The sequence below is a fragment of the Sphingopyxis sp. H115 genome (genome assembly GCF_001468465.1).
Taxonomy (GTDB): Bacteria; Pseudomonadota; Alphaproteobacteria; order Sphingomonadales; family Sphingomonadaceae; genus Sphingopyxis.
Genome location: NZ_LNSA01000030.1, coordinates 19,733 through 32,621 on the forward strand (window position 1 = coordinate 19,733; position 12,889 = coordinate 32,621).

General features: G+C 64.5%; 10 protein-coding genes. 5 read left to right on the top strand and 5 right to left on the bottom strand.

Annotation, left to right across the window (positions count from 1 at the left end; all coding sequences use genetic code 11):
• Window position 1 precedes the first annotated feature (1 nt).
• Both ATE71_RS23080 and ATE71_RS17510 read right to left on the bottom strand, forming a co-directional pair.
• Window positions 2–133, bottom strand: a complete 132-nt coding sequence (locus ATE71_RS23080; RefSeq protein WP_268801437.1) for a hypothetical protein — start codon at window positions 131–133, stop codon at window positions 2–4.
• Window positions 130–1,326 (bottom strand): MFS transporter, encoded by a 1,197-nt coding sequence (locus tag ATE71_RS17510; protein WP_201022977.1) that lies wholly within the window; start codon window positions 1,324–1,326, stop codon window positions 130–132. The genes ATE71_RS23080 and ATE71_RS17510 overlap by 4 nt, the downstream gene beginning before the upstream one ends.
• A 229-nt stretch (window positions 1,327–1,555) precedes the next feature.
• On the opposite strand from ATE71_RS17510, the gene cobT reads away from it, so the two are divergent.
• Window positions 1,556–3,379, top strand: coding sequence for a cobaltochelatase subunit CobT (gene cobT / locus ATE71_RS17515; RefSeq protein WP_058804630.1), 1,824 nt, complete (start codon window positions 1,556–1,558; stop codon window positions 3,377–3,379).
• A 230-nt stretch (window positions 3,380–3,609) separates the two neighbouring features.
• Here cobT and ATE71_RS17520 read toward each other — a convergent pair whose 3' ends face one another.
• Together ATE71_RS17520 and ATE71_RS17525 are read right to left on the bottom strand one after the other, a co-directional pair.
• Window positions 3,610–4,092 carry a DUF2846 domain-containing protein gene (locus ATE71_RS17520; RefSeq protein WP_058804631.1) on the bottom strand — a complete coding sequence of 161 codons (483 nt, stop codon included), beginning with the start codon at window positions 4,090–4,092 and terminating at the stop codon, window positions 3,610–3,612.
• Complete coding sequence (locus ATE71_RS17525) at window positions 4,089–4,850, bottom strand: hypothetical protein (RefSeq protein ID WP_152998825.1); 762 nt, start codon at window positions 4,848–4,850, stop codon at window positions 4,089–4,091. Before ATE71_RS17525 ends, ATE71_RS17520 begins: the two co-directional genes overlap by 4 nt.
• Window positions 4,851–5,119: 269 nt before the next feature.
• Between ATE71_RS17525 and ATE71_RS17530 the strand changes: the two genes are divergently transcribed.
• The 4 genes from ATE71_RS17530 to ATE71_RS17545 all read left to right on the top strand — a co-directional run bounded on the left by ATE71_RS17530 (window position 5,120) and on the right by ATE71_RS17545 (window position 10,406).
• Window positions 5,120–6,766 (top strand): acetolactate synthase large subunit, encoded by a 1,647-nt coding sequence (locus ATE71_RS17530; RefSeq protein ID WP_152998826.1) that lies wholly within the window; start codon window positions 5,120–5,122, stop codon window positions 6,764–6,766.
• A 133-nt stretch (window positions 6,767–6,899) separates the two neighbouring features.
• The gene (locus ATE71_RS17535) at window positions 6,900–8,333 is read left to right on the top strand and encodes an aldehyde dehydrogenase family protein (protein ID WP_058804634.1); all 1,434 of its coding nucleotides are present in this window, start codon (window positions 6,900–6,902) and stop codon (window positions 8,331–8,333) included.
• 151 nt (window positions 8,334–8,484) lie between these two features.
• A complete protein-coding gene (locus tag ATE71_RS17540) occupies window positions 8,485–9,357 on the top strand; it encodes a UDP-2,3-diacylglucosamine diphosphatase (RefSeq protein WP_058804635.1) in 873 nt (290 codons plus the stop codon).
• Entirely contained in the window at window positions 9,354–10,406 is a 1,053-nt protein-coding gene (locus ATE71_RS17545) for a glycosyltransferase family 4 protein (protein WP_058804636.1), read from the top strand. Before ATE71_RS17540 ends, ATE71_RS17545 begins: the two co-directional genes overlap by 4 nt.
• Here the strand turns inward: ATE71_RS17545 and ATE71_RS17550 are convergent.
• Window positions 10,403–12,808 carry a TonB-dependent receptor plug domain-containing protein gene (locus ATE71_RS17550; RefSeq protein ID WP_058804637.1) on the bottom strand — a complete coding sequence of 802 codons (2,406 nt, stop codon included), beginning with the start codon at window positions 12,806–12,808 and terminating at the stop codon, window positions 10,403–10,405. The two genes, ATE71_RS17545 and ATE71_RS17550, sit on opposite strands and share 4 nt — an antisense overlap.
• Window positions 12,809–12,889 lie beyond the last annotated feature (81 nt).

Genomic DNA, 12,889 nt, shown 5'->3' on the forward strand with positions numbered 1-12,889 from the left:
GCTAGAACCCGCACATGATCGCGAAATTGGCGAGCCAGACGACGGGTCCCTCGCCGGTCCAGAGCCACAGGCCGCCTGCCGCGACCACCCCGAACAGCGCCAGCGCGATCCAGTCCTGCCGCGACAGTTTCATGCCGACTGGAGCCGTTTGACTGGCGCGTCGGCGATCGGCAGGTGGACGAGCCCCGCGAACAGGCCGAGCGCGATCGAAAAACCCCAGGCGATGTTATAGCTGCCCGTCGCATCGAAAATCAGCCCGGCGGTATAGGCACCGAAAAAGCTACCGAGCTGATGGCTCAGGAATACGATGCCATAAAGCATCGAGAGATAACGGATGCCAAAGATGCGCCCGACGATGCCGCTGGTGAGCGGCACGGTGCCGAGCCACAGGAAACCCATCGCGCCGGCGAAGGCGAGCGCGGTCCAATGGGTCAGCGGCACGAAGAGGAAGATCGCGATCACCGCCGAGCGCGCGGTGTAGAGCGCCGACAGCACATATTTCTGGCGCAGCAGGTCGCCCGCCCGCCCGAAGACGTACGAACCGAGGATGTTGAACAGCCCGACGAGCGCGAGCACCTGCGCGCCGATCTCGATCCCCAACCCCTTGTCGTCGAGATAGGCCGGAAGATGCGTCGCAATGAAGGCGATATGGAAACCGCAAACGAAAAAGCCCGCATTCAACAGCCAGTAACCGCGGTGCCCCGCTGCCTCGCGCAGCGCGTCGCGCGCGGTCTGCTCGACCTCGAGGGTCAGGCTTGCGCCGCCATCGGTGCGCCCCGCCACGCCGATCGCGAGCAGGCCGCACAGCGCAACGAGCCCCGCCATGATCCAAAGCGTTTCGTGATAGCCGATGTCGCGCAGCAGCATCGACGCCAGCGGCACGACAAGAAATTGGCCGAGCGACCCGCCCGCGGTGACGATGCCGAACGCGCTGCTGCGCTTTTCAGGGCTGACGACACGCCCGACGGCGCCGAGTACGACAACGAAGGTCGTCGCCGACTGCGCCATGCCGATGAAGATGCCGAAGCTGATATGGAGCCCGATCGCATCGGTCGCGAACGCCGCGCCGACCAGCCCGAGCGCATAGAGCAGCGCCCCGCCGAGCACGACGCGCCCCGCACCATGTTTGTCGGCAAGCGCCCCGACGAACGGCTGGACGAGCCCGAACAGCAGGTTCTGGAGCGCCATCGCGAGGCCGAAATCGGAACGGCTGATGCCGATGTCGGCGCTCATCTGCGGCAGGAACAGCCCGAACGACTGGCGCACCCCCATCGCCAGCGTGACGATCAAGGCCGCGCAGAGGATGACGACCCAGGGGCGTTTCATGGGGGAGAGTACGGGGGAGGACATGTGCGGCGGATGCGCCCGTGCCTGCGGGACGTCAAGCGAGCTTAGCTATAGCTGCATCCATTCTCCCTTCGTTACCCCGGACTTGATCCGGGGGTCCATTCCGCGGGTGAATCCATGGACCGCGGATCAAGTCCGGGGTGACGATTGCAATAAGCCCCGCTCTTCTCTTCCTTCCCGCATCAAAGCTGGTTAGAGCCGAGTCGAAATGTCTGCCCAATCTCCCCTCGACGATTTCAAGACTGCGCTGTCGAGCGTCGCGCGCGCGGTGACCCGCGATGCCGAGGTCGAGGTTGGCTTTACCGCCGATGCCCCGGCGCAGGTCGGCAAGGCGATCAAGGTGCCGACCCCGTCGCGCACTCTGCCCGCCGATCAGGTCGCCGAAGCGCGCGGATTTGCGGACAGCTATACGCTGCGCATGAAGCATCACAGCGAAAAACTGCACGCCGCGGCGCGCCCCGCCGAGCCGCTCGCCGCCGCCGCGTTCGACGCGATGGAGCGCGCGCGCATCGAGGCGCTGGGCGCGCGTCATATGGACGGGATGCGCGGCAATCTGGCGGCCAGCTTGGCGATGCGGATGCGCTCGGACCCGATCAGCCGCGCGCAGGATCGGGCCGATGTCCCGATGTCGAGCGCGCTCGAACTGATGTTGCGCGAGGCGCTGACCGGCGAACAGGCGCCGCAGGGCACCGAAACCGGGCTTTCGCTGGTGCGCGAATGGATCAGCAGGGAGGCGGGCGGCGACCTCACCGCATTGTCGATGCTGCTCGACGATCAGGCCGCCTTCGCCGAGACCGCCAAGCTCGCGCTCCGCCACCTCGACCTCATCCAGAGCGACGAGCCGCTCGAAGAAGGCAGCGAGGACGGCGGCGAACAGGACGAGAGCGAAGCCGACGAGAGCCAGGAAGAGCAGGAAAGCGAAGACGGCGGCGCCGGCGAAGCCCAAGTCGATGCGCGCGCCGAAATGGCGGGCGACCAGGCCGACGACGGTGACAGCGACCCCGACGCGCAGGAAATGGAAGCCGACGGCGAACCCGAAATGGGCGGCGAAGGCGACGAGGGCATGCTGCCCGTGCGTCCCAACCGCCTGCCGAGCGACATTCCCGATTTCAACTATCTCCGCTTCACCGAAAAGCATGACGAGATCATCGCCGCGACCGAACTGTGCGATGCCGACGAACTGACGCGGCTGCGCGCCTATCTCGACCAGCAGATGACCCATCTGCAGGGCGCGGTGACCAAGCTCGCGAACCGCCTCCAGCGGCGGTTGATGGCGCAGCAGAACCGCGCGTGGGATTTCGATCAGGAAGAAGGCCAGCTCGACGCCGCACGACTTGCGCGCGTCATCGTCTCGCCCGGCAGTTCACTGTCGTACAAGGTAGAACGCGACACCGACTTCCGCGATACCGTCGTCACCCTGCTGATCGACAATTCGGGATCGATGCGCGGGCGGCCGATCAGCATCGCCGCGATCAGCGCCGACATCCTCGCGCGCACACTCGAACGCTGCGGCGTGAAGACCGAGATCCTCGGCTTCACCACGCGGACGTGGAAGGGTGGGCAGAGCCGTGAGGACTGGCTCGCCGCCGGACGCCCACCGCACCCCGGCCGCCTCAACGACCTCCGCCACATCATCTACAAGCCCGCCGACGAACCCTATCGCGGCGCGCGCAAGTCGCTCGGGCTGATGATGCGCGAGGGGCTGCTCAAGGAGAATATCGACGGCGAAGCGCTGATGTGGGCGCACCAGCGGATCATCAACCGCCCCGAGGAACGCCGCATCCTAATGGTGATCAGCGACGGCGCGCCGGTCGACGACAGCACGCTGTCGGTCAACCACGGCGCCTATCTCGACCAGCATCTGCGCCAGGTCATCGAATGGATCGAGAATCGCTCGCCTGTCGAGCTCTGCGCGATCGGCATCGGCCACGACGTGACGCGATACTACAGCCGCGCCGTGACGATCATGGATGCCGAGCAATTGGGCGGCACGATGGTCGAACAGCTCGCGGGACTGTTCGACATCGATTGAATGTCGAGTACGGTCACGCCGGACGTCAGACGCCAGCTAACTCGCCGATTAGCTCACGCGACAATTGATGCATTCGTTCCAGATAGATGCGCATTCGTTCACCCGACGATGCTTCGAATTCCTTCCAAAAAATCGTTCTCCGAAAGCCGCACGGCTGGTGAGCTAAAGCCCCCACCCGAAATGGTCGAGGCGCCCAAGCCCATTCGGGCGGGCGCGCGGCGCCTCGCCGGCTATTTTTCCTTTTTCGGACCGATGTCGTCGGCGTCCACATATTCGAGCTTGGGGCTCAGCTTGTCGAATTCCTCCTGCGTCGACGGCGCGATGTTCGGGCGGCCGACCATGATACCCATCTTGATCTTGCACTTCACATAAGTGGTTTCGCCCGGTTCGACCTCGAGCGTCAGCAGGTCGGTCGCCTCGCTCTTGACCGTATAGCTGTGCGATCCCGGCGTGGTCGGGTGGACGAAATATTTACCGGCCCCCAGCGCGCTGATGCGCTCGCCATTTTCGTTGACGCCGCAGCCGAGCGCGAAACCCATACCGCCGGGACGGAAAAAGACGACCTGGCCCATGCCCTCGGGCGGGGCGGGGACAATCTTTGCCACACCCTTTTCGGATTTCTCTTCCTTTTCCTTGGCGATCGCGGTGGCTGACAGGCCGATGCTCCCGGCCAGGATGACTGCCAGCGCGGCGTTCGCAACAAACTTCTTCATATATCCTCCTCTTTGGTCGGTACGCTTTTGATAACTTCGGAAGTCGCGCCGGGCGCGGTGCCGACCTGCGGGTCGGGACCGGCGACAGGCGGCGCTTCGATGGCGGGGGTGGATGCGTCCGCAGGTGCCACGGCAATGACTGGGGGACGCAACTCCGCCGCCAGTTTGGCGGTTGCCAGCGTGCCAACCGGGATGTCGGCATTCTTGCCGTTAATCGCAAAAACCAACGGCATTGCGACGACCCCGCCGGCGACCGAGGTGGCAAAGGCCAGCCCCTCGTTATGGCCGCCTACGCCGCCCAGCTTCATGCCACGTAGGGCTATCTGCCGGCCTTCGAATTCGAGGTAGCGCGCGCCGAGGATCAACTCGCCCGCCTTGCCGCCCCAGCTCGACTTGGCCGCATGCACGACCTGACCGCGCCCCGGCGTCCCCGCAGGGATCAGGACCGTGTCGCCGAGCATGATCGGGCGCGCGAGCGAAATCCCGTACCAGTCGCCCGTCTCGTGCGTTTTTGAATTCACCGGCTCGTCGATGCGGATTTCGATGATCGTCCCGGCGGGAAGATGATCGAGTTGCGGAGCTGGCGAGACGGCCATGGCCGACGGCGGCGGATCGACGGTGGGCGCTGCGGGATCGACGACAAGGACCGCCGCGGGCGCTTCGGCTTGCTGCGCTTGGACAAATGGCGTGCAAACCATGCCCCCCAATGCCGCCAATGCCATCGCGGCCCGGCGCATGATATGCAGCAACACCCCCATGTCGCGACCTCCCCATGACGGGAGGTATCGCGCTTTGCGGGATTGGCAAGCGGATTTCGCTGCCGGATACGCCGAATTGACGGAAGCGCGAAAATCCAAGCGATGCCCCCCGTGACAACCCCCTCCCCCCTCGTTACAAACTGCCCATGGAGCAGCAGGGACTCGCGGCCTGACGACGAGCGCCGGTGCACCGTCATTCATGCTGTGGGTCGCCAGCATGGCTTGGGGCCGCACCGCTGGGGTGCGTGGCTGAGGGGGGCGACTGTCACATGAAAAAAGCATCCGACCTGTTCATCGAATGTCTTGAGGAAGAGGGCGTCGAATATATTTTCGGCGTTCCAGGGGAGGAAAATCTCGATTTCCTCGACAGCCTTTCGCGGTCGAGCAAGATCAAGCTCATCCTGACGCGCCACGAACAGGGGGCGGGCTTCATGGCCGCGACCTATGGCCGGCATACGGGCAAGACCGGCGTGTGCCTCGCGACGCTGGGCCCCGGCGCGACCAATTTCGTCACCGCTGCCGCCTATGCGCAATTGGGCGGTATGCCGATGATGATGATCACTGGGCAAAAGCCGATCAAGAAGTCGAAGCAGGGGCGTTTCCAGATCCTCGACGTCGTCGCGATGATGGGCCCCATTACCAAATTCACCCATCAGATGGCCTCGTCGGACAATATCCCGAGCCGCGTGCGCGAGGCCTTTCGCCTCGCCGAGGAGGAAAAGCCCGGCGCGGTGCATATCGAGCTGCCTGAGGACATTGCCGACGAACATACCGACAGCCTGCCACTGAAACGCAGCCATTCGCGGCGCCCCAACGCCGACAGCAAATCGATCCGCGAAGCGGTTAAGGCGCTCGAAAATGCGACCTCGCCGGTTCTCGTCATCGGGGCGGGCGCGAACCGCACGATGACCAGCCGCATGCTGCTGCAATTCATCGAAAAAACGGGCATTCCCTTCCTGACGACGCAGCTCGGCAAGGGGGTGATCGACGAGCGGCACCCGAAATTCCTCGGCTGCGCCGCGCTGAGCGCGGGCGACTTCGTCCACCGCGCCGTCGAGGCGTCGGACTGCATCGTCAACCTCGGCCATGACGTGATCGAAAAGCCGCCCTTCTTCATGCAGCGCGGCGGCCCTACCGTCATTCATGTGTCGACCAAGACCGCCGAGGTCGATCCCGTCTATTTCCCCGATATCGAAGTGATCGGCGACATCGCCAACGCCGTGTGGCAGATGAAGGAGGATATCGTCCCCAACGGCGGTTGGAAATTCGATCACCTGCTCGCCTACCGCCAGGCCGAGGTCGACCATTCGGCGCCGCTCGCGAAGGACGAGCGTTTTCCGATCTTCCCGCCGCATCTGGTGCAATCGGTCCGGGATGCGATGCCCGACGACGGCATCATCTGCCTCGACAATGGCGTCTACAAGATCTGGTTCGCGCGCGGCTATACCGCGTGCAAGCCGAACACGGTGCTGCTCGACAATGCGCTCGCGACGATGGGCGCGGGCCTGCCCAGCGCGATGATGTCGGCGATGCTGTATCCGAACCGCAAGGTCATGGCGATCTGCGGCGACGGCGGCTTCATGATGAACAGCCAGGAAATGGAGACCGCGGTGCGCCTCGGCCTCAACCTCACCCTGCTCATCCTTAACGACAACAGCTATGGCATGATCCGCTGGAAGCAGGCGAATATGGGGTTCAAGGATTGGGGTCTGACCTATGGTAACCCCGATTTCGTCAAATATGCTGAAAGCTACGGCGCCAACGGATATCGCGTCGAAAGCGCCGCGCACCTTAAGGAGTTGCTCGCGCATACGCGCGATACGCCGGGGGTGCATTTGATCGACTGTCCGGTCGATTATTCGGAGAATGACCAGATTTTGAACATCGACATCAAGAAATTGTCGAAGGAGCTTTGATTTCGGTTTCCCTCCCGCCTGCGGGAGGGGCAGCGACGCTGGTGAGCTTGCTCGCTAGTCGCAGCGGGGTAGGCAACCCCACCGCCTGTGCACACCCCCAACCCCTCCCGCAAGCGGGAGGGGGGAGAATGATATGAAACTCAAGGACGTCTATCCGCTCTACCTCAACAACAAGGCGGTGCAGCCGAACACCGACCTCGAGGTGATCGACAAGTTCACCGGCGAGGTCGCGTTCCGCACCGCGCTGGCGACCCCCGACGTCATCGACGAAGCGATCGCGGGCGCCGTCCGTGCCGCCGAGCCGATGGCGCGGCTCGCGAGCTACGAGAAGCGCGACGTGCTCTCCCATTGCGTGACGCGGTTCCAGGAGCGTTTCGACGAACTCGCCTATGCTTTGTGCGTCGAGGCGGGCAAGCCGATCGCGGATTCTGAAGGCGAGGTCACGCGCCTGATCGACACGTTCCGCATCGCCGCCGAAGAAGCGACGCGCAATTATGGAGAGGTCCAGCCGCTCGACATTTCGGCGCGCGCCAAGGGCTATATGGGGATGTGGAAGCGCGTGCCGATCGGGCCGTGCAGCTTCATCTCGCCGTTCAACTTCCCGCTCAACCTCGCCGCGCACAAGATCGCGCCGGCGATCGCGATGGGCTGTCCCTTCGTGATGAAGCCCGCGTCGCTGACGCCGCTCGGCGCGATCATCATGGGCGAGGTGCTCGCCGAATGCGATATCCTGCCCGAAGGCGCGTTCAGCATATTGCCGGCGAGCCGCGCGGGCGCCGATCTGTTCACGACCGACGAACGACTGAAATTATTGAGCTTCACCGGCTCGCCCGGCGTTGGCTGGGAGCTGAAGGCGAAGGCGGGCAAGAAGAAGGTCGTGCTCGAACTCGGCGGCAACGCCGCGGTGATCGTCGACAAGGATGCCGACTTGGACCATGCGCTCGCGCGGATCATCTTCGGCGGCTATTATCAGTCGGGGCAAAGCTGCATCCACGTCCAGCGCGCGATCGTCCATGCAGATATCTACGACCGGTTTCGCGACATGCTCACTGCGAAGGTCAAGACGCTGAAATCGGGCGATCCGAAGCTGCGCGACACCTTCATCGGCCCGATGATCTCGGTCAAGGAAGCGCAGCGACTCAAGGGCTGGATCGACGATGCGGTTGCCGCGGGCGCGACACTGCTCGCGGGTGGCGGCTGCGATGGCAACATGCTCGAGGCGGCGTTGCTCGAAAATGTCCCGCGCGATACCGATGTCGTGATCGAGGAAGCTTTCGGCCCCGTCGTCGTCCTGTCGAAATTCTCAGCCTGGGAAGAAGCGCTCGCGGAGGTCAACGACAGCAAGTTCGGACTGCAGGCGGGCATTTTCACCCGCGATATCCACAAGGTGCTGGAGGCGTGGGACCATCTCGACGTCGGCGGCATCGTCGTCAACGACGTCTCCTCCTACCGCGTCGACAATATGCCCTATGGCGGGGTGAAGGACAGCGGCCTTGGGCGCGAGGGTGTGCGCTTCGCGATGGAAGATATGAGCGAAATCAGGAATTTGGTGATCCGGCGAACCTGATTGGATCATGGTTAATCGGATATGTGTCAAATAGGCAACGTCACCGAACCGACTTCGAACTTTCTTCAAATTGTCGTCAGTTTGAGTCGCACGCTGTAACATTTCGCGTGTCTACGCCGGGAGCAGCTAGAGGCTGCTTTCGGAGTGCGACATGGCATCGATTTCCACCCTGCCGATCCCCGCCCGTTTTCCCGACCCCTTCACGACCGATCCGCATATTCCCGAGCGTGTGATCGGCGAACGCCGCAATTACCGCGCCGTGTGGGTCAGCGACATCCACCTCGGCACGCGCGGCTGCAACGCGCCGCTGCTGATTGATTTCTTCGATCATGTCGATTGCGAGACGCTCTATCTTGTCGGCGACATCATCGACGGCTGGCGTTTGAAGAAGCGCCACTTCTGGCCGCCCGAGCATAATGATGTCGTCTGGCGCGTGCTGAAGCGCGCGAAGCGCGGCACGCGCGTTGTCTATGTCCCCGGCAATCATGACGAGATGGTCAAGCCGTTCGACGGCTTCGATTTCGGCGGCGTCGAGATCCGCCGCGAAGCGATCCACGAAACCGCCGATGGCCGCAAATTGCTCGTCGTCCATGGCGACGAATTCGACGCGGTGATGCTCGCGCACCGCTGGCTCGCCTTCGTCGGCGACGCCGCCTACACCGCGCTGATGAAGTGCAATGTGGTGGTGAACCGCATCCGCAGCGCCTTCGGCCTGCCCTATTGGTCGCTGTCGATGGTCGCCAAGCACAAGGTCAAGAACGCGGTCCAGTTTATTGGGCGTTACGAGGAAGTCGTCGCCCACGCCGCGCGCTCGCGCGGAGTCGACGGCGTGGTGTGCGGCCATATTCACAGCGCCGAGATGCGCGAGATCGAGGGCACCGAATATTATAACGACGGCGACTGGGTCGAAGGCTGCACCGCGCTGGTCGAACATCATGACGGACGCATGGAAATCCTCCATTGGGCCGAGGAGGTCGCGGCCCGAGCGGCACCGGCCAAGCTCGCGCTCCCGGCCGCGGCATGAGGGTTCTGATCGTCACCGACGCGTGGGAGCCGCAGGTCAACGGCGTCGTTCGCACGCTCCAGGCGACGATCGGCGAACTCAAGGCGGCGGGGCATGAGGTTGGGGTGATCTCGCCCGACCTCTTCCGCTCTATCCCCTGCCCCTCCTACCCCGAAATCCGCCTCGCCTTTGCCGGCCGGCGCGCGGTGGGGAGGCGTATCCGCGCCTTTGCTCCGCAGGCGATCCATATCTCGACCGAGGGGCCGCTCGGCATGGCCGCGCGGCGCTGGTGCATTCGCAACAAATTCCCGTTCACCACCGCCTATCACACGCGCTTTCCCGAATATGTCGCGGCGCGGTTCCCGGTTTCCCCCGCTTTCGTGTGGCGCTTCATCCGCTGGTTTCACCGCCCGGCGCGGCACATCATGGTCGCGACGCGCAGCCTCGCGCGCGAACTCGCCGATCAGGACCTGACCCAGACGATGATGTGGGAACGCGGCGTCGACCATGACCTGTTCCGCCCCGATCGCGCGCCGCACCCCGCCTATGCGAGCCTTGCGCGACCGATCCAGCTCTACGTCGGCCGCGTGGCGGTCGAAAAGAACATCGGCGCCTTCCTCGACTGCGAGCGGCCGGGCACGAAAGTGGTCGTCGGCGACGGGCCCGCGCTCGCCGAGTTGCAGGCCCGCCATCCCGCCACGGTCTTCCTTGGCAAGCTTGGCGGCGAAACGCTTGCCGCAGCCTATGCGGGCGCCGACGTTTTCGTCTTTCCGAGCCGTACCGATACATTCGGCCTTGTCGTCATCGAGGCACTGAGCTGCGGTACGCCGGTCGCCGCCTATCCGGTGCCGGGACCGGGCGATATCGTGACGGGCGGTGCCGGCGCGCTCGACGAGGACCTCGGCCGGGCGATCGACGCGGCCTTGGCGTGCGACCGCGCCGATGCGGCGGCACTCGGGGCGCGCTACAGCTGGTCGAGCTGCACCGCGCAGTTCGTGAAAGCGCTGACCTTCGTTCCCGCCGAACCCGCCCCCGATGCCAAGGCCGGCATCGCGGGCGTCGCGGCCTAGAAGGTCTTACGCCACTCCAGCTCGATATAGCGGCCGAGCGGATCGATATATCCGGGCTGGTAGTTGAGCGGTACGACGCCATTCGCATCGGTGATCTTGCGCTGCGCATCGAAGACATTGTCGATCGAAAGCCGCAGGCGCGATCCCTTGAGGAACGGCAAATCTTCGGTCAGTTTCGGTTTCTGGTTGAAATCGACGAAAAAGCGCAGGTTGAAGGTCGCGAGGTCGCCGAATTTCAGGTCGCCCGCGGTCCCGCCCGTCACCGTGCTGCCGCTGTCATATTTGGCGCTGAGCCGCACGCCCACGCCCTTGTTAAACAGGCCGCCGTCGAGTTCGAACAGGTGACGGTTGCTACCGCCGCCGCTGCCCGTCGCCGACCCGTTCAAAAGATCGAGTTCGGGAACGCCTGGGCGGATCAGCACCGTGTCGGTCAGCTTGATCGTGTGATAGAGCGATACCTGCCAGCGCCCGCCTTGCGGACCGCCGAACCGGCCACCGGGACCGCGGCGCCCGCCCATCCGCGGACCGCCGCCGCCCTCGCGGCCGCCTTGCCGTGCCCCTTCGCCGCCCGGCGCGCCGGCCGGCCGGCGCTGTTCCTGCTGGCCGAAGCTCTTGCCGAAATTGAGGCCCCAGCGGATCTGCGAATTTTCGGCGCGGTCGAAATTGACCGGCCGTTGGTCGATCGCCAGCAAGACGCCATTGGCATCGCGCGTCACCCGGTCGGGGAAAGCCGCCTCGATCTCGGGGGTCAGCAATGGCAGGCTGTTCGCCGTGTCATAGCTTTTGTTGCGATTGTAGTTGACCGAGAAATTGAGCCCCTCGACCATCGGTGGCGACCAATTAAGTCCCAGTTTGATGTCGCGGCGCTGTTCGGCGAGCAGGAAGGGGTTGCCCCCCGTCGTCGTCGTGATCTGCACCGTCTGGCCGGTCGCAAAATCATAATAGGTCACCGCGGGCGTCACCAGCGGCGCCGCGCCGAGTTGCTGGATGCCGGGCGCCGCCTCATCCTGGTTGAAACTCGCGATCAGCGAGAGATTGTCCGTCACGCCCCAGTTGACGTTCGCGCCCCAGCTTTTGAGCGCATCGAAATCGCTCGGGTTCTGCACCTGCCCGCTCAGCGTCAACGAGACGCGACCCACTTTGCCGACCTCATATTCGGGGTCGAGCAGCGGCACGGTGAGCGATCCGAAGACGCCGGGCAGGTCGCGCGCGAGGTCGGTCGTCGTGACGCCATTCGCATTTTCCGAGCGGCTGTCGAACCGCAGGCCCGAATAGCTGCCCGTTAGCGACAGGCGGATCGGACCCGCCCAGCCCTCGGTCACCGTCCCCGACAGGTTCGCGTTGCCGCCGAACGTCTGCTGGCTGCTGTCGAACCGGTCGCGGGCGCCGCTTATGCGGTCGGTGAAGGTCCGTTGGTCGGCATCGGCATAATTGCCCGACACCGACCAGCGCCAGTCGCCAAGCATGCCGTTGACGCTGGCGGTCGACGTGAGATTGCGCGCCCGGCTGTCGCGTTCGAGCGGATCGCCGACGCCGCCGAGCCCCGGCCCGAGCAGCGAGCGCGTGTCGGTCTGGTCGAAACGCACGTTGAGCGACGCATCGGTCACTTTGTTCAGACTGCGCTGGACCGTCGCGTCGATCCGATATTCGTCCGATGCCGACGACAGGCTGCGCGCCGGCGCCTCGGCCGCCTGCGCTGGATCGTCATAAACGAGGTTCCGCTCGCTTTCGAGCAGCATCGACTTATGTTCCCACCCAGTGTTGATGTTGATCCGGCCGCTATCGGTGATTGCCAGAAAACTGGGCTCGATTTCGCTCTGGAACCGGCCGCCCTGCGTCGGGATGCCGCCCTCGGCCTCGACCGAAACCTGTCGGAAATTGGGCTTGAGCACCAGGTTGACGACGCGCTCGTCGGCCGAATAGCCATATTGCAGCGCGACTTCCTCCGGAAACACCTCGACCTTGGCGATCGCTTCGGGGGGCAGGTTGCGGACTTCGCCGAAACCGCCGATGCGCCGCCCGTTGACGAGGATGATCGGCCGCCCGCTGCCGCGGCCGCGCCCCGAGCGCGTCTGCGGCGCCAGCGCCTCGAGCAGTTCGGCGACGTTCGACACGCCGTAGCTGGCGATCGCGGCTTCATCGAGTTCGGCCTCGGCCTTGATGTCGGTATCGAGCTGGCCCGCGAGGCGCGGCGCGGTGACGACGATCTCGTCCTCGGCATAATCGTCATAGGCGTCGTCGACCGTTTCCGCTGCCGCGGGGGCCTGATCGGCGGGCTGGTCGGCCACCGCGGCGGCGACCGGCGGGCCGACCGGCGCCTGCGCGGCGGCGGGCAGCGCGAACGAGGCGCCGGCCGCCAACAAGGCAGCGCGCGCGGAAATCGAAAGACGGACGTTATTCATGGGGGAAAGCCTTGTTTCTTTTCTGTCTTGGTTTTTCATTTGCACGGCGGGGGCTTAACACCCGCTGACGCCGCTCTTTGT